General features: G+C 69.7%; 11 protein-coding genes. 3 read left to right on the plus strand and 8 right to left on the minus strand.

Features of this window, described 5'->3' with window-relative positions:
- Nucleotides 1-378 precede the first annotated feature (378 nt).
- Entirely contained in the window at nucleotides 379-1224 is an 846-nt protein-coding gene (locus Pma05_RS35635) for a ribosome-inactivating family protein (RefSeq protein ID WP_203861934.1), read from the plus strand.
- Nucleotides 1225-1310: 86 nt separating this feature from the next.
- On the opposite strand, the gene Pma05_RS35640 is transcribed toward Pma05_RS35635, so the two are convergent.
- Complete coding sequence (locus Pma05_RS35640; protein WP_203861935.1) at nucleotides 1311-2270, minus strand: AraC family transcriptional regulator; 960 nt, start codon at nucleotides 2268-2270, stop codon at nucleotides 1311-1313.
- A 122-nt stretch (nucleotides 2271-2392) separates the two neighbouring features.
- Here Pma05_RS35640 and Pma05_RS35645 point away from each other — a divergent pair, with 122 nt between their 5' ends.
- The gene (locus tag Pma05_RS35645; protein ID WP_203861936.1) at nucleotides 2393-2989 is read left to right on the plus strand and encodes an NADPH-dependent FMN reductase; all 597 of its coding nucleotides are present in this window, start codon (nucleotides 2393-2395) and stop codon (nucleotides 2987-2989) included.
- Between the two features lie 71 nt (nucleotides 2990-3060).
- On the opposite strand, the gene Pma05_RS35650 is transcribed toward Pma05_RS35645, so the two are convergent.
- The 3 genes from Pma05_RS35650 to Pma05_RS35660 all read right to left on the minus strand — a co-directional run bounded on the left by Pma05_RS35650 (nucleotide 3061) and on the right by Pma05_RS35660 (nucleotide 6444).
- Nucleotides 3061-3996, minus strand: coding sequence for a carbohydrate ABC transporter permease (locus tag Pma05_RS35650; protein ID WP_203861937.1), 936 nt, complete (start codon nucleotides 3994-3996; stop codon nucleotides 3061-3063).
- Nucleotides 3996-4970, minus strand: coding sequence for a carbohydrate ABC transporter permease (locus tag Pma05_RS35655; RefSeq protein ID WP_203861938.1), 975 nt, complete (start codon nucleotides 4968-4970; stop codon nucleotides 3996-3998). Before Pma05_RS35655 ends, Pma05_RS35650 begins: the two co-directional genes overlap by 1 nt.
- A gap of 109 nt (nucleotides 4971-5079) precedes the next feature.
- Entirely contained in the window at nucleotides 5080-6444 is a 1365-nt protein-coding gene (locus tag Pma05_RS35660; RefSeq protein ID WP_203861939.1) for an ABC transporter substrate-binding protein, read from the minus strand.
- Nucleotides 6445-6637: 193 nt separating this feature from the next.
- Between Pma05_RS35660 and Pma05_RS35665 the strand changes: the two genes are divergently transcribed.
- Nucleotides 6638-9172, plus strand: a complete 2535-nt coding sequence (locus Pma05_RS35665) for a glycoside hydrolase family 38 N-terminal domain-containing protein (protein WP_203861940.1) — start codon at nucleotides 6638-6640, stop codon at nucleotides 9170-9172.
- Between the two features lie 21 nt (nucleotides 9173-9193).
- Here the strand turns inward: Pma05_RS35665 and Pma05_RS35670 are convergent, their stop codons facing one another.
- The 4 genes from Pma05_RS35670 to Pma05_RS35685 form a co-directional block, all read right to left on the minus strand.
- Complete coding sequence (locus Pma05_RS35670; RefSeq protein ID WP_203861941.1) at nucleotides 9194-12280, minus strand: alpha-mannosidase; 3087 nt, start codon at nucleotides 12278-12280, stop codon at nucleotides 9194-9196.
- Nucleotides 12281-12566: 286 nt separating this feature from the next.
- Entirely contained in the window at nucleotides 12567-15350 is a 2784-nt protein-coding gene (locus Pma05_RS35675; RefSeq protein ID WP_203861942.1) for an alpha-mannosidase, read from the minus strand.
- A complete protein-coding gene (locus Pma05_RS35680) occupies nucleotides 15347-15928 on the minus strand; it encodes a D-sedoheptulose-7-phosphate isomerase (RefSeq protein WP_203861943.1) in 582 nt (193 codons plus the stop codon). The genes Pma05_RS35675 and Pma05_RS35680 overlap by 4 nt, the downstream gene beginning before the upstream one ends.
- The gene (locus tag Pma05_RS35685) at nucleotides 15921-16973 is read right to left on the minus strand and encodes an ROK family protein (protein WP_203861944.1); all 1053 of its coding nucleotides are present in this window, start codon (nucleotides 16971-16973) and stop codon (nucleotides 15921-15923) included. Before Pma05_RS35685 ends, Pma05_RS35680 begins: the two co-directional genes overlap by 8 nt.
- Nucleotides 16974-17172: the final 199 nt, after the last annotated feature.

Raw genomic sequence — 17172 nt, forward strand, 5'->3', positions numbered from 1 at the left:
AGGCGGGGACGAGCCGCCGTAGTCTACGTTGATCATCGACGCCGGAGGCAAGATCGATGGGCGCCAAGACCGCACTGCTCGCTTTCACCTAGGCGATCTGCGCCCTGCTCTGTGCGGAGCGGTCCGGTCGGACCCGGGCACCGAACCTTGCCAACCACCGCCCAGAGGATGTCATCACCGCCGCCGATGGACTGAACGCGGACTGAACGACGAATCAACTATCCATCCAGAGTGGCATGACACGATCGCTCCGAATTCGACGGCTTGCGTCGGGCAGGGTGCCCGATCAGTACATTGTCGTCGCCGTCGGCGGAAAGGTGTGATCCGGAGATGCGAAATGCTGGTGCGCGAGGTGCGCTCGCTTGGCTCGTCTCGTTGGTGACCACGGTGGCGTTCCTGATGGCGGTACACCCGTCGGCTGCGAAAGCCGACCCATCGAGACCGCACACGACGATCGATTGGGATGTGTCTCATCTTTCGGACGAGACGAACTACGGCCGCCAGATGGCGGCGCAAGCCTACGTCAACATGGTTACCAACCTGCGTCGGGTCGCCGGCCACGAGTTCCTGAATCGAGTCGGCGAGACGACCGACCGTGGCCAGCAAGTGATCGAGATCCGAGTGCTGCGCGACGGAGCCCACGACCTGTCGATATACCTCTGGGCCCGGAGCCTGTACGTCATCGGATTCTGGGCGCGCAGCGGCGGGCTGGTCGGGCACCGTTTCTTCAACGATCCTGCGGTGACCGCGGCGGCTGGGGTCTTGGGGCTCCAGCAGCAGCCGCCGCGCCTGCCGTGGACTGGCAACTACGCGACGATGCCCGGCGGTTCGTACCGCCAGGACATGCGCTTCACGGCGGAACACCTGAACGAAATGCTCTACACCCTTGAGGACATGCCGGCCCAGTTGAACGGGAGCAACGCGCAGCGGAATCATCTCGCTCAGGAAATGGTTCGCATCATCGGCGCCGTGGCAGAGGCAGCCCGCTTCGGGGCGATCGAAAATTTTGTCTATCACCGCATCCAGGATCAGGTCGATGTCGGGCTCGGCAACGCGAACCGTGAGATCGAGAATAGCTGGGCTCGCGTCTCGGACTGGATCCTGGACATCGCCTACGACCCCTCAACGGCGCCGCTGCTCCTGAACAACACATATTTCCGCACGCTGGCGGCCCTCGTGAACACGATCCATTACGTGATGATCCGGAACCCGAGCACCAAGTAAGCGGGATTACGTCGGTGTCCTCATACGCCGCGACCAGGCGGGCGATTGAGGGCACCGGCGTTCCGGACGCCGACGCTGATCGGAACCTACGCGGCCGTCTGCTTCTGCGGCCAACCTCGGTACCGGCCTGGTGGTACGCCGTACTGGCGCTTGAACGCATTCGCGAAGGCGAACTCGGAGCCATAGCCGATCTGCCGTCCCACCGATGCCAGCGGTGCGTCGGATTCGCGCAACAGACGAGCGGCGAGGGTCATCCGCCACCAGGTGAGGTAGGTCAACGGCCCCTGGCTCACCAGGCGTTTGAACCGGCGGGCGAAAGCGGCTCGGGACATGCCGGCAAGCGCCCCCAGATCCTCGACCGTCCACTGCCGCGACGGGTCGTCGTGGATCGCCCGTAGCGCGGTGCCGACGACCGGGTCGGTGAGCGCGGCGCCCCAGCCGATGTCAGGGCTGCCTTCGTACCAGGCACGAAGCAGGTGTACCAGGAGCAGATCGAGGATCGCGGTGACCGCTGCCTGGGTGCCGGGACGGGGCGCTCCGAGTTCGTTGGCGAGTAGGTCGACCGTGGTTCGCAACTGGTGGTGCTGCCCCAGCCGGGCTGGCAGATGCACCACATCGGGCAGATCTCGGATGAGCGGGTGCGGGCGCTCCCGCGCAAAGCGGTACATGCCGCACAGCATCACGGTGCCAGGGCCGTCGTGAGCGGCGCCGTCCGGTCCGATCCGTACGGTGTGTGGATCGGTGGGCCGGCGCTGTTCCCGCGCCGGGGTCTGGTCGGGCCGGTACGTCATGGGCAGCAGGGGAGTTCCCGGCCGGTCGACCATCCCGTGCCGGTCTCCGTGTGGCAGCAGAAGGATGTCGCCGACGCCGAGTGCGACCGGTGGACCGGTCTGATCGACCAGCCAGCACGATCCTTCGAGGATGACGTGGAAGCCGGCCCCGGCGACCGGCTGGTACCGGCGGCCCCACGGCGGCCGGCACTCGACACGGTAGGACGTCGGCAGGCCGGTCCGGGCAGCGGTGACGGCATCGCTCAGTACGTCCACGGTCCGCAGACTACTCGTCTGCCCGATCGAGACGATCGCGTATGCAACGGGCACGCTGCGGCATGGCTCGTGCCCGTGCACCCGCCTAGCGTTTGCCGGCAAGGACAGACCGAGGGGGCAGGATGACGAAGATCGCCATCATCGTGGGCAGCACGCGGCCGGCTCGCGCCGGCACCGCCGTGGCGCGTTGGGTCCATGAGATCGCGCTGCGGCACGGCGACGCCGACTACGAACTGATCGACCTCAAGGAGGTGGATCTTCCCGCGCTGGACGAAGACCTGGCGCCAATGCTGGGGCGGTACAGCCAGCCACACACCCGTCGATGGTCCGAGCGGATCAGTCCGTTCGACGGGTACGTGTTCGTGACGCCCGAGTACAACCACGGAATGCCGGCGGCCCTGAAGAACGCGATCGATTTTCTCTACGCCGAGTGGACCAACAAGGCCGCCGCGTTCGTCAGCTACGGCAGTGAGGGCGGGGTTCGGGCGGTGGAGCAGCTCAGGCAGGTGATGGCCCAGGTCAGGATCGCGGACGTGGGCAGCTCCACGACGCTCTACCTTGCCGAGGACTTCGTCAACTACACGGAGTTCCGGCCCCGGCCCTTCCAGGAGCAGAGTGTGCGTACCATGCTCGCCGAACTGATCTCGTGGAGCGAGGCGCTGCGTACCCTCCGCGGCCGGTCCGGAACCGGACAGGCCACCCTCACGTCCGCCCGTTAGAAGGCCCGGCCGCGCCGGGCTCACCGTCAGGTGACCGGGTACCCGGCCGACTTCCGGGCACCTTCGGGAAGTCAGCCCTTGCGGCCCTGGGTGGCGACGCCCTCGACGAAGTAGCGCTGGCCGACGCTGAACAGCAGCAACATCGGCAGCGTGACGAGCAGCGAGGCGACCATCACGTACTGGTAGTCACCCTGCCCGCCGGCCGTCGGGCTGTACTTCGTCATCGCGTACGCGATCCCGAGCGGGGCGGTGAAGTCCTCGACCGACTCGCCGTTGAGATAGATCAGGGCGGCCTGGAAGTTGTTCCAGGCCGCCTGGAACTCGAACAGGAAAACGATGATGAACGACGGGATGGACAGCGGCATGGCGATCCGCCAGAACAGCTGCCAGTAGCTTGATCCGTCGATCCGGGCGGCCTCGAACAGTTCCCGCGGCAACCCGAGGTAGAACTGTCGTTGCAGGAAGATGTAGAAGGCGGAGCCGAACAGGTTGGCCCCGAACAACGGCACCCAGGTGCCGAGGAGGCCCGTCTCCTTCCAGATGAGGTAGGTCGGGATCATCGTGACCGAGCCCGGCAGCATCATGGTGCCGAGGACCAGCCCGAAGAGGATGTTGCGGCCGGGGAAGCGGAAGTAGGCGAATCCGAACGCCACCACCGAGCTTGCGATGGAAACCGTCGCCGCGGCGAGCAACGCGATCGACACGCTGTTGAAGATCCAGTGTAGTAACGGCAGTTCGTCCCAGACCTGGACGTAGTTGTCGAGGCGCCACGTCTCCGGGACGAGCGAGTTGTCGAAGACCTGACTGGCCGGTTTGAGACTGGCCGCGACCAGCCACAGCAGCGGGTACAGGAACAACGCGGCGAACCCGACGAGCGGGATCGTCAGCAGGACCCGTCTCACCGTCCAGCTCTGCCGTCGAGGGCCGGTTTCCCGAGGCTCCTCGGCGGGACCGACGGCCGCCGCCGGCCCCGGGGCGGGTACGGTGCCGCGGCTGATCGTCGCCATTACCGGCCTCCCTCGTAGTACACGAAGCGGTTACCGACCCTCACCTGGATGAAGGTCAGGATCATCAGGATGACGAAGAGCAACCAGGCCATGGCGGCGGCGAACCCGAAGTTGAACTGCCGGAACGCCTCCTGGAACAGGTAGACGGCGTAGAACAGCGACGCGTCCGGCGCCGCGTTGTTCTGGTCCCGCCAGAACAGCAGGTACGCCTGGTCGAACACCTGGAAGGCGTGGATCGTCAGGATGATGACGTTGAAGAACATCGCGCCGGAGATCATCGGAAGGGTGATCGAGAAGAACTTGCGTACCGGTCCGGCCCCGTCCAGCGAAGCCACCTCGTAGAGGTCCCGCGGTACGTTCTTCAGGGCCGCCAGGAAGATGACCATGGTGCCGCTGACGCCCCAGAGCGTCATCAGCACGATCGACGGTTTGACCCAGCCGGGGTCGACCAGCCACTGTGGGCCGTCGATCCCGATGGACCGGAGGCCCTGGTTGATGGCGCCGGTGTTGCCGTTGAGCAGGAGGAGGAACATCGACGCGGTGGCGACCATCGGTGTCATCTTGGGCAGGTAGTAGACGGTCCGGAAGAAACCGGCGCCACGTCCCACCCCGTTGAGCAGCATCGCCAGGAGCAGCGCGAAGCAGATCTCCAGCGGCACGGCCAACACCGCGTAGAACAGGGTGTTCCCCAACGACGTGGCGACCTTCGGGTTCTCCAGCAACTCCTGGTAGTTGCTGGTCCCGGCCGGCCGGATGACGTTCGTCGCCAGGTTGTAGTGGCTGAACGAGATGACCAGGCTGTAGATCATCGTCCCGGCCGTGAAGACGAGGAAGCCGACGATCCACGGCGAGATGAAGAGGTAGCCGGCCAACGCCTCCCGGCGGTTGTACCTGGCCGTCCTGGCCGGCCGCGTCGATCTGCGGCTGCGGCTGCGGGTGCCGGTGTCGCGCGGTGTGACGGTGCTGGGTGTCATCCAACGCCTTCCTGATCTGCCGCAGGCCGGAGGGAGGTCTCCGGAATGGGGTGTGGCGGGCCCGCGCCGCGCGGGGACCCGCCACGCCCGTCGTGAACGCCGGTGTGGGTCAGCCGCCGGTGACGGTCTTGTAGGCGTCCATCGACGCCGCCTGCGCGTCGGCGAGCGCCTGTTGGGCGGTCTTGCTTCCGAGTAGCGCCGCCGTGAGGGCGTTCAGCAACTCCTGCTTGATCTGCTGGCCAGCCGGCGACGCGCCCACGCTCTTACCCTTGTCCACGATGTCGTAGTAGGTGCTGATCACCTGGTCGAAGCCGGCGTTTCCGCTGGGCTTGACGAACTGCTCGCGGATGGCCTTGTCGGCCACGGGCGACCCGGTGAACAGCCCCGTGTCGATCGAGTTCTTCTGCTTGACGGTCGCGGCCCGGGCCTCGGCGGCTGCCGTCCACGACCCGTCCTCGGTGAGCGCCAGCGCCCACCTGCACGCGGCGGCGGGATTCTTGGCCTTGGCGGGAACGACGAAGGACGTGCCGCTCGACGCGGTGACCGGATTGCCGTCCTTGCCCCTGAACGGCACCGCGGCCAGCTTGATCTTGTCTTTGTACGGGGAGAGGACGTTCGGGTACCACTGGGCGTCCACTTCCGCGCCGACCTGGTTCTGGACGAACTGGTTCTTCTCCCCGAACATGTCGAACGAGTCGGTGAAGCTCTTGTACTTCGCGAATCCGCCCTGCGCGTCGACGATCTTCTTCAGCAGTTCGAGCGCCGCGACGTTGTTCGGGTCGTCCAGCGCCGGCTGGCCGTTTTCGTCGGCGAGCCGGCCACCCATGCCGACCAGCCAGAGGTTGGTCTGACCGATGGCCTGGGGGTTGAAGCCGAGCGTGCTGGGCACGTCACCGTTGGCCTTGTACATCTTGCCGATGGCGGCGAGCAGCTTGTCGGGGTTCGAGGTGTCGATGTCGGTGTCCTGTACGCCGGCGGCGTCCATGACGGTCTTGTTCAGGATGATGGCCGGCGGCTGGTAGAACTGCGGGACGGCCCAGATCTGGTCCTTGTACGTCACGCTGTCGACGACCGACGGGTACCAGCGGTCCTTCCCCACCTTGTTGGCCGACAGGCACGTGTCCAGCGGCAGGATGAGGTTCTGCGCGGCATAGGTCAACACCAGCTCCCGGTCCATCTGGACCACGTCCGGGACGTTGCCGCTGGCCAGTCGGGTGGTGAACTTCTGCGCGTCGAAGCCCGTCTGGTCCGATTCGATCGTCACGCCGTCGAGCTGCTTCGCCGCGTGGTCCAGCCGGGCCTGGCCGACGTCGTCGGGGTTGTCGAAGCCCCAGTAACTCATGGTGCCGGAGGGCTTCGCCTCGAAGTTCGCGGCATCGCTGCCGCCGTTGTCGCTTCCGGAACCGCAGGCGGTCGTCGCGGCAAGTGCGGCGGCAACGCCTGCGGCTACGAAGGCCGCTCGCCTCTTCCTCATCGGGGTCCCTTCGACAACGTGGGGGATCGGTGAAGCCGACCCAGAGGTGGTCAGGTAGATATGGAATCCGTACCAGGCGGGACCGTATCGGAACGAGAGACCGGACACAACAGCCGAGGTTTCCGAAAGATGTCTTAGCAGGTCAAAGGCCCTACGGGGTTGCTATCGCCACGACACTAGAGTTGGATCAGGCATGACAACGATGCCACATCCCCAGGGGGCAGACGTGCCCGCAATCGAGCAGATCCTGCTTATCGGTCATACACACCACGACGTCGGCTACACCAACAGTCCACGCATAGTGGACGAGCACCATCGGCGCATCGTGGCGGAGGTGCTGCGGCTGGCCGAGGCCGACGCCACGCCGCGGCCGGACCAGTTCCGCTGGACGTTCGAGGTGGCCCGGCCGGTCCTGCGCTTCCTCGACACCGCCGAGGCGCCAGAACGCGAGGCGCTGCGACGGCTCGTGACCGAGGGCCGGATCGCCGTGACCGGCGGCTACCTCAACATGACCCAACTGCCGTCGGACTTCGAGCTGGACGCCGCGTACGACGCCCTGGGCGCTCTTCGCGCCGCCGGGCTGCCGGTGCGTACCGAGCAGCACGGCGACGTCAACGGCATTGCCTGGGGCACCGTCGAGGCGGCACGCCGGGCGGGATTGTCCCGACTGGTGATGGCGCTGAACCCGGATCACGGCCGGCCCCCGTACGAGCAGCCCACCGGATTCTGGTGGGAGGGGCCCGGCGGGCACCGGATCTTCGTCTGGTTGTCGACGCACTACGGCTTCGGCGAGGAATGGGGGATCGTCGACGGTGACGTGGTCGCCGCCGAGCGCAACATCGCCGCCTTCGTCGAGCACCTGTCCGGCCGCCCGGACTATCCCTACGACCTGGCGCTGGTCCACGCGGGCAACGACAACCGCTGGCCGACACCGCTGTTCCTGGACGTGGTGCGGCACTGGAACTCCGTGCCCGGACGTCCACCCATGCGTACCGCGACCATCGACGAGGCACTCGACCTGCTCGAAGCGCAGGCGAGCCGCGCGGACGTCCCGGTCGTACGCGGGGAGTGGTCCGACTGGTGGGCGCACGGCCACGGGTCGACGGCCCGTGAGGTCGCCGTCTACCGGGAGGCTCGCTCCTTCGCCCGGGCGGCCCAGACGAGCCTCGGGCTGACCGTGCTCCGGCGGGCCGGCACGCCCGCCCTCGCGCACGTGCTCGGTTACCGGCGAGGCCCGGTACGGCTACGGGACGAGCGCGAGGTGGTCGCCGACCTGGCGCGGGTGGACGAGGACCTGCTGCTGTTCGGCGAGCACACCTGGGGCTCCTGGGAGACCTACTCGAAGCCGCACTCGACGTTCAGCCACTCGCACTGGAACGCCAAGGCCGGGTTCGCGTACCAGGCGTACGACCTGGCCCGGGATCTGGCGGTCGAGGGCATGTTCCGGCTCGCCGCGAGCGCGCCCGACGCGGTCACCGGCGACGGCGTACTCGTGGTCAACCCGACCGAGCGCGACCGGGTCGAGCCCGTGGACGTCGAGATCGACGGCGCGCGCCGGGGCCGGCTGGTCGCCCGGGCACCGGCCTTCGGCGTGGCCGTGCTGCCCCGGCCCGAACCGCTGCCGGCCGGCCGACCTGGACGAGAGATCACCAAGGGTGCCTACCGGGCGGTCGTCGACCCCGCGCGGGGCGGGGTCGTCTCCCTGGTCGACCTGCGTGACGGCCGGGAACTCGTCGACCGGGACGTCGCGCACGGGCTGGGCGCGATCGTCGTCGAGACCGTTCCGTCGGACTGTGACCATCCGATGATGCGCTCTGGAAAGGACTTCCATCCCGACTTCCCCGGCCCCGACTTCGACCGGCACGTCGCCCGGGGCGACGCCGATCCGGAGATCACCGAGTCGGACGACCTCGCGACGATCACCTGGCGAGCCGCCCCGTTCGGCCTGCCGACGGCGACCATGACGCTCACCCTCTACCGCGAGGTGGATGTCGTCGATCTCGACGTGCACCTGGTCAAGCCGGCTCGGCTGGAGCCGGAGAGCATCCTGGTGGCCTTCCCGTTCGCGGTGGCCGACCCGGAGTTCCTGATGGAGACCGCCGGGGCGGTGTACGCGGCCGGGACCGAGCAACTCCCCGACACCAGCATGGACTGGTATTCGATCCAGCACGCGATCGGCGTGACGAACCGGCGGCACGGCATCCTGTGGGGGAGCTTCGACGTCCCGCTGGTGCAGGTGGGTGGTTTCCACACCGGGTTGTGGGCGCGCACCCTCGACGTGGCCGGCGGGCAGGTGAACAGCTGGCTGATGAACAACCTGCACTTCACCAACTTCCAGGCCAGCCAGGACGGCACTCGGCGCTACCGCTACCGGTTCGCCGCCAGCGGGTCCGCCGTGACCGCCGAGCAGGTCCGGGTGTACGGCCGGAACCTGCTCGAACCGCTCCAGGCGAGGCAGTACGCCGGCCCCGTCGCCGCCGGAGGCAGCGGCCTGCGGGTGGAGCCGGCGGACCGACTGCTCGCCGAGGTCCGGCCGGTGGGCGACGGCGCGGTGCGGGTACGCCTGCGCAACATCGGTGCGGAGCCGGTGGCGGCGGAGGTCTGCTGGGACGGTCCAGGGGTGACCGGGGGCGGACCGGTCACCGTGCCCGGCCACGGCCTGGCTGAGGTGACCCTGCACCGCTCGCGCGCCGTTGCACCATCTACGCCTACAACGCGGGCCCGCTGACCGCGCCAGCGGTCACCCGGGTCAGCCCACCCGGGGCCGGAGCCGGAGGGTGACGACCTGGAACGGTGCCAGCGCGAGGTCGACCACGTTGCCCTCGACCGAGACCGGAGCCAGCGCGCTGACCTCGGCGTCCTCCCGTTCGAGCAGGTCGCGGACGCTGACGTCGGCCAGCTCGAAAGAGGCGCTGAGCCGGGTACGGGTCCGGCCGCCGAGCGCCTCGTAGAGCCGGACCACCAGGTCGCCTGACCGGTCGTCGGCCAGCTTCACCGCCTCGACCACGACGTTCGGGTTGGTCACCTCGACCAGCGGTGCCACCGGAGCCGCGCCCAGGCGCCGACGGGCCGGCAGGTTGCTCCGGTAGCCCTCGCGTACCGCGTCGGCGATCTCGGCACCGCAGACCAGCGCGTACCCGAAACGGTGCCGGCCCTGGTCGGTGTCCGGGTCGGGATAGCGGGGCCCGCGCAGCAGGGAGAGCCGTACGGTGGTCGGCCGCGCCCCGCGCGCGTCACCGGGCGGTTGTCGGGTCACGTCATGGCCGTACGTGCCGTCGTTGACCAGCGCCACGCCGTACCCGGGCTCGCCGACGTGCAGCCAGCGGTGGGCGCAGATCTCGAACCGCGCCGCGTCCCACGAGGTGTTCGTGTGGGTCGGCCGCCGCACGTGCCCGAACTGGATCTCCGAGCTGGAGTGGGCGGCCTGCACGTCGACCGGGAAGGCGACCTTGAGCAGGGTCTCCCGCTCGTGCCAGTCCACCTCGGTCTCGAAGCGCAGCACCCGCTCGCCGGCCGCCAGGGACACCGTCTGGACGTACGCCGAGTTCCGGTCGTCGCGGGTGACCTGGATCCGGGCCTGGCGGGGGTCGTCGGCCTCCACCGTGATCTTGGTGACCTCGGTCAGGTCGCGGCGCCGGTTGCGGTAGAACTCGTCGATGTCCCACGCGTCGAAGGCGTTCGGCGTGTCCGCGTGCAGTTGCAGGACGTTCGCGGCGGTGCCGGGCCGGAGCACGTCCCGGTCGGCGACCAGGTCCCGGATCGCGGCCACCGTGCCGTCGGGCGCGACGCGCACCCGGAGCAGGCCGTTGTCCAGGACCGTGCCGTCCGGTCCGGTCGACACCGAGACGTCCGGGGCGTCGCCGGAGGCGACCGTGGCCGGCGCTCCGGCGGTGGCGGCGGACCCGGTGGCGGACCCGGTGGCGGCGGCCACCCCGAGTGCCGGGACGCCGGCCCGCGCGTGCGGCGCGGCGTTGGCGACGAGCGGCACCGGCCCCGAGCCGGTCAGGGCGGTCAGCGCCGAGTCGATCACCGCCTCCAGCCGGTCCGCCAGCTTCGCGTACGTCTGCCGCGCCTCGCGGTGCACCCAGGCGATCGAGCTGCCCGGCAGGATGTCGTGGAATTGCAGCAGCAGTGTCTCCTGCCAGACGCTGTCGAGCTCCTCGTACGGGTACGGGTGCCCGCCGCGCAGCGCCGCCGCCGCGCACCACAGCTCGGCCTCCCGCAGCAGGTGCTCGGTACGCCGGTTGCCGCGTTTCATCGCCGACTGGCTGGTGTACGTGCCCCGGTGGTGTTCGAGGTACATCTCGCCGCTCCACACCGGAGCGTCCGGGTACTCCCGCTCCGCCTCGGCGAAGAACTCGGCGGGAGTGCGGATCTCGACCTTCGGCGATCCTTCCAGGTCGGCGACCCGCCGGGCCGTCTCGAGCATCTCCCGGGTCGGGCCGCCACCGCCGTCGCCGTACCCGAACGGGAGCAGCGACACCGTCGACCGGCCGTGCTCGGTGAAGTTGTCCACCGCGTACGCCAACTCCTTGCCGGTCAGCTCCGAGCTGTACGTGTCGGCCGGCGGGAAGTGGGTGAAGATCCGGCTTCCGTCGACGCCCTCCCACCAGAAGGTGTGGTGCGGGAAGCGGTTGGTCTGGTTCCACCACATCTTCTGGGTGAAGAACCAGCGGAACCCGGCCAGCCGGGCGAGCTGCGGCAGGGCCGCCGAGTAGCCGAACGAGTCGGGTAGCCAGACCTCCCGGGGTTCGACGCCGAACTCGCTGGCGAAGAAGCGTTTGCCCTGGGTGAACTGGCGCACCATGGCCTCGCCGCCCGGCATGTTGGTGTCCGACTCCACCCACATGCCGCCGACCGGCAGGAACTGCCCGGTGGCCACCTTCTCGGCGACCCGGCGGTAGATCCTGGGGTGGTGCCGGCGCAGCCACGCGTACTGCTGGGCGGAGGAGCAGGCGAAGACCAGCTCGGGGTACTCGTCGGCCAGGGCCACCACGTTGGAGAAGGTCCGCGAGCACTTGCGGATCGTCTCGCGTACCGGCCACAGCCAGGCCGAGTCGATGTGGGCGTGTCCGACGGCGGTGATCCGGTGGGCGCTCGGCACCGCTGGGGAGGCGAGTGCGTCGGCCAACCGGGCGCGGGCGGCGGCTGCCCCGCCGGAGATGTCGGCGACGTCGAGTGCGTCGAGCATCAGTTCGAGGGCACGACGGATCTCGTGGTGCCGGGGGTCCGTCTCGGCCAGCGTCAGCGCCAGGCCGTGCAGTACCTGCACGTCCAGGACGAGGGCGTGCACCTCCTCGTCGAGCACGGCGAGTTCGGCCCGGTCGAGTCGGTACAGCGGGCGGTCCGGGACCGTACCGGGGTCGCCGAGCGGGGAGACGGTGCCGTCGAAACGGGGGTTGGCGGCTGCCTCGACGTACACCTCGACCCGCTCACCGCCGGTCGCGGACCGGGTGATCGGTACGTAGCCGGTCCGTGGCTCGATGCCCTTGATCGGCGTCCCGTCGGCCGTGTACGCGAGTCCTTCGGACCGGAAGCCCGGCCCGGCCCCCTCGAAGCCGAGGTCGACGATCAGCTCGACCCGGCCGCCCCGCATCCGCTCCGGCACCTCACCGGTGAACCGGAACCAGGTGGTACTCCAGGCCCGCCCCCACGGCTGGCCCACCTGGAAGGGCGAGTACGCCAGAGCCAGCCCTTCGCCCGCCGCGACCGGCTCGCCGGGCAGGTGCGCCGCCTCGACGCGGACGGGTTCGACGTCCCGGTAGATCGCCGGGATGAGCCGTTGGTTGAGGGCGCGTTCGATTCGCAGGGTCAGGTTGGACAGCGACCGGTGCATCCGGAACTCCGGGGTGGGGGATGGGATGGGGACGGGCGTTGTGTGGAATCGTGGCCAGAAGCGCATCCGGTGCTTGCCAGCCATGTCAGTGCCGGCAATGGTAGCTCTGTGTCTCCTCAGGCCCAGGTGCTTCGGGTATGTTTTAGGCCCCGTATCTGGTATCGATCCCATCCACCAAGGGTGTGACTCGTACGGTGTCCAGTGCGCTACCGTCCCCGGTTTCCGTTCCCGACGGCGACGAGTCCGCACCCGGCCCCGGCACGGTCGAGCTGATCTTCGCTCGCGGTCAGTCTCCCTCGCGGCGGCGCTGGCTCGGTGCCATCCGTTCGGCCGGCATCGTCGCGTCGGACGAATCGTGGTCGGGTTCGGTGTGGCGCCGGCCCGTCGGGGCGGACGGCATCGGGGACTCCGACAGCGCCCCGGCCGGCCCGTCGGCCAGATCCCACTCGATCAGGTCGACCTCCCGGACGGCACCCCCGTCCGCCGGCAGCCGGAAGGTGCGGATCTGGCTCGGGCCGAAGTCGGCCTCGACGACCCGACCCGGCATCGGCAGCTCGATCCGGCCCCGGCCGGGCCGACCGGTGCTCTCCACCGCCCGGACGACCAGGTCCGGGGTACCGTCGCCGTCCTCGCAGCCCTTGACCGCGGTCACCATGATCTGCCCGCCGCCGTCGGAGAGGAAGCTCTGTTGTGCGGGGAGCGAGCCGGGGTGGAAGCTCTCCAACATGGCGCGTACCGGCGCGCCCAACTCGGCGGCCCGCCGGGGCAGGTCCGCGGTCCGCCAGTCGCCCGAATGCGGTACGAGAAGGTAACGGAACGACTGGATGCCCTGGTCCTGGTAGGAGTAGAAGCCCTCCGGATCGAGCTGCCGGGGATCGTGCCAGGAGTAGACGGGGCTGCGCACCGCCGTGATCCCGATGCTCGGGGTGTCCCCGCCCGGTGAGCCCGGCGACACGTCGTAGCCGTGCTTGGCGTTGTTGACCACCGCGAGGCCGGCCGGTCGGCCGGTCACCGTCCCGCTGACGTCCACCCAGGACTGGCCGGCGTTCTCCCCGCCGTCGACCGGCCGCTCGATGGACCCGAACGGGATCTCGTAGCTGGACACCGGGCCGGCCACGGCCGTCGGGAAGCAGAGCTTGAGCAGGTGGGCCTGCTCGCGCCAGTCGATCGTCACCCGGACCTCGAGCTGGTCGTCGCGGTGCCCGAGGACGAACTCCTCGACCATCGTGGAGCGGTTCCACTCCCGTTCCACCCGGAGCCGGGCCCGCAGCGGCCCGGTCTCCCGCAGAGTCACCCGGGTCGTCCGCATCGCGGCGCCAGGCCAGCGGTAGGAGACGACGCGGTGGCCCCAGGTGTCGGTCGGGTCCTGGCAGATCTGGGTGTGCTCGCCCCGGGCGCCGGCGACGAGGTCCACGCCGGTGCGCTTGTCCAGCAGCGAGGTTAGCCACCCGGTCTCGGGGTCGATCTCGGCCCGGAGCAGCTCGTTCTCCAGCACCGTGTCGGTGGCGTGCAGGAGACCGGCCGGCCGCTCGCTGACCGTCGCGTCCAACGGTGGCGTACCGGACCGCAGTCGGTAGAGCCGGTAGCCGAGCGGCGGCACGACCGCCTCGAACACGGTCGCCCCGCGCCCCTTGTCGTCCGTCGTCGCCACGGACTGGGTCCGTTGGGACGTCGTCACCCTGCCGGCGGCGTCGACCACGTGTACGCCGGTGGGCTGGGCGCCGTACTGCAACTCGACCTGCGCCGTCACCGGCCAGGGATGGGGGTTGAACACCAGCACCGGCTGGGTGCCCTGGTCAAGTGGAATGTGCACGTTGCGGGCGATCACGTTGTGGGTACGTGTGATGATCCGCTTCGCCACGGCCACCGCCTCGCCGAGCTGGTCGCGGGCGTCGTCGTACGCGCTCTCGATCGCGGACCCGGGCAGGACGTCGTGGAACTGGTTGAACAGGATCTGCTTCCAGGCGCGCCCGAGGTCCTCTCTCGGGTAGTCCAGCCCGAACAGCGTCGAGCCCACCACGCCCCACCGTTCGGCGGCGAGGATCGCGGCCTGCGCCCGGCGCTGCCAGAGCTTGATCCCGGAGTGTGCCGAGTAGCAGCCCGGGGCGTGCATCTGGAGGTCGTCGCGCCACACCGGGAGCCGGGCCAGTCCGTCGTCGCCCTGGTTCTTGGCGAACTCGTCGAAGTACCGGCCCGGCGAGGAGATGACCATCCGGCCGAAGGAACCCATCCGCTCGTACCGGTGGATGGACTCGATGTTGGCCCGGGTCGGCCCGCCGCCGTGGTTTCCGACGCCGAAGAAGATCATCATGTCGCCCAGCCCGTGGTCCAGCACGCCGAGCGACTTGTCGGTCTGGCCGGCCACGTCACCGGGGGGACTGCAATACTCGAACGGGATCCGGTACGCGAGCACCCGCGACCCGTCCGGCGCCTCCCACCAGAACGCGGTGCCGGTGAGACTGGATTCGTGCGGACCCGGCCGGAGGAAGCAGTACGCGTGCATGCCCTGGCCGCGCAGGATCTGCGGCAGCATGCCGTTGTGCCCGAACGGGTCGACGTTCATCCCGACCGTGGCGGTGACCCCGAACTTCTCCCTGAGATAGCGCTGGCCGTACAGGCCCTGCCGGACGAACGACTCGCCGGACGGCAGGTTGCAGTCCGGTTCGACCCACCAGCCGCCGACCAGTTGCCAGCGGCCGTCCGCGACCCGCTCGCGGATCCGGGCGAACAGCTCCGGGTCGGACTCCTCGACCCAGGACAGCAGGACCACCTGGTTGCAGGTGAAGACGAAGTCGGGATATTCCTCCATCCGGTGGATCGCCGACCAGAAGGTGGCCCGTGCCTCCTGGTAACCCTCCTGCCACGGCCACAACCACACCGGATCGAGATGGGCGTTCCCGATCATGTGCAGGGTGCGGTCGGGGGTGGCGGCGGGACGGTCCGCGGGGTGCGGGTCGGCCGGCTGGTCCCCGGACGGGGCGTTCGACACCGGTGCCACCGGGCGTTCCGGGCGCGGGTGGTCGGTGGGGGTGACGTCCGTCGGGCCTCCGACGCCTTCGATCGTGGTCACGCCGCCGGCTCCTCTCCGGCGGCCCACGCGTCGACCATCTCGCTGATCACGTGCAGCATCAGGGTGTGCATCTCCTGGATCCGCTGGGTGCTCTTGGACGGGACGAGCAGCGTACGGTCGGCGTGGTTCGCGGCCGGACCACCGTCCCCGCCGCTGAACAGCAGCGTGGTGGCCCCCCGCGCCTGCGCGGCGGCGAGCGCCGCCACCACGTTGGGTGAGCGCCCCGACGTCGTGAAGGCGACGACGACGTCGCCGGGCCGCGCGAGCGCCTCCACCTGCCGGCGGAAGACGTCCTGGTACGAGTAGTCGTTGGCGATGCAGGTCATCGCGCTGGCGTCGGTGCTCAGGGTCACCGCCGGCAGCGGACGGCGGTCGCGGTCGTAGTGGCCCACGAGTTCGCCGGTCAGGTGCTGGGCGTCGGCCGCGCTGCCGCCGTTGCCGAAGGTGTACACGGTGCCGCCGCCGGCGAGCCGCTCGCAGACGAGGGCGCCGGCCGCACGGATCTCTCCGGACAGCGTGGCCGTCGCCTCGGCGACGGCCACGTGCTCGCCCAGTTGCGTCTCGAGCCAGTCAGACATGTGCCTTCTCCACCCGTTGGTTCCGCTCCAGCTTCCGCTTCCGTCCTGCTTCTCCGGTGGGACCATCGCCGGTGAGCAGGTCATGCCCGATGGCCCCGGCGCCCACCACGCAGACCAGGTCGCCGAGTTCGGCCCGGACGACCCGGGCGGCCCGGCCGGCCGGCGCCATGGCCTCCCGCGCGACCAGTTCCCGGATGGGGTCGATCAGCATGGCGCCCGCGCGGGTGACCCCGCCCCCGAGCACGACCAGGTCGGGTTCGAAGACGTTCACCAGATCGGTGACCGCCGTGCCGAGCAGGTCCACGGTCTCGGCCCAGACCTCGGCGGCGAGCGGGTCGCCGGCGGTGGCCGCCGCCGAGACGTCCGCGGCGGTCGGGGCCGGCAGCGCGGCCAGTGACGACGGGACACCGTCCGCCAGCGCCTCGCGGACCCGCTCGGCGATGGACGTGCCCGAGGCGTACGCCTCCACACAGCCGCGCCGACCGCAGCTACAGAGCCGGCCGCCGCGGTGGACGGTCAGGTGGCCGAACTCGCCACCGTTTCCGGCGGCGCCGTGGTGCAGCCCGCCGTCGATGATCGCGCCACCGCCGACGCCCGTCGACACGGTCAGGTAGAGCATGGTGCCGGTGCCCCGGCCGGCACCGAACCGGTATTCGGCGATGGCGCCCACGGTGGCGTCGTTCTCCAGCGCGAACGGCACACCGAAGGAGTCCGCGGCCAGCGGCCCGATCGGCACGTCGATCCACCCGGGCAGGTGTGGTGGGCAGAGCAGCACCCCGGCGGGCGCGTCCAGGGGCCCGCCGCAGGCGATGCCGACGGCCCGGACCTGCCCGACCCCGGCCTGCTCGATCGCCCGGTGGCCCAGCTCGAAGAGCCGTCGGGTCACGACGGGCCAACCCTCCTCGCGCCGGGTCGGCTCCACCAGCACCCCCTGGGTGGAACCGTCCGCCGTCACGACGCCCACGGCCAGCTTCGTGCCGCCGATGTCGAGGGCCAGGACCGGGTCGCCGGCGGGCGAGGGGGCGAACGGGTCAGGGTCGGTCATGCGAGTCCTCTCGTCGGCTCCACCGATCTGCGGGAGGTTTCGGCGGGTCGCCGGTTCGGCGGTCAGCAGAGGAGCGCCGCCTTGTGTGGGATCGATCCCAGACAGAGCCTAGGAGCCCCTCGGATCGTCGTCAAGCGAGGTGGCGGGCACGTCGTCGTACCCGGTGTGGCCGCCGGGAACCGGGGGAGTCCGGGCGGCT

Source organism: Plantactinospora mayteni (assembly GCF_016862935.1).
In the GTDB taxonomy this organism is placed as follows: domain Bacteria; phylum Actinomycetota; class Actinomycetes; order Mycobacteriales; family Micromonosporaceae; genus Plantactinospora; species Plantactinospora mayteni.

Bases quoted from the DNA above. Each gene is read 5' to 3' on its own strand.
- Pma05_RS35645 (WP_203861936.1), top strand. From the start codon at position 2,393: ATGACGAAGATCGCCATCATCGTGGGCAGCACGCGGCCGGCTCGCGCC.
- Pma05_RS35650 (WP_203861937.1), bottom strand. From the start codon at position 3,996: ATGGCGACGATCAGCCGCGGCACCGTACCCGCCCCGGGGCCGGCGGCG.
- Pma05_RS35655 (WP_203861938.1), bottom strand. From the start codon at position 4,970: ATGACACCCAGCACCGTCACACCGCGCGACACCGGCACCCGCAGCCGC.
- Pma05_RS35660 (WP_203861939.1), bottom strand. From the start codon at position 6,444: ATGAGGAAGAGGCGAGCGGCCTTCGTAGCCGCAGGCGTTGCCGCCGCA.
- Pma05_RS35665 (WP_203861940.1), top strand. From the start codon at position 6,638: ATGACAACGATGCCACATCCCCAGGGGGCAGACGTGCCCGCAATCGAG.
- Pma05_RS35670 (WP_203861941.1), bottom strand. From the start codon at position 12,280: ATGCACCGGTCGCTGTCCAACCTGACCCTGCGAATCGAACGCGCCCTC.
- Pma05_RS35680 (WP_203861943.1), bottom strand. From the start codon at position 15,928: ATGTCTGACTGGCTCGAGACGCAACTGGGCGAGCACGTGGCCGTCGCC.
- Pma05_RS35685 (WP_203861944.1), bottom strand. From the start codon at position 16,973: ATGACCGACCCTGACCCGTTCGCCCCCTCGCCCGCCGGCGACCCGGTC.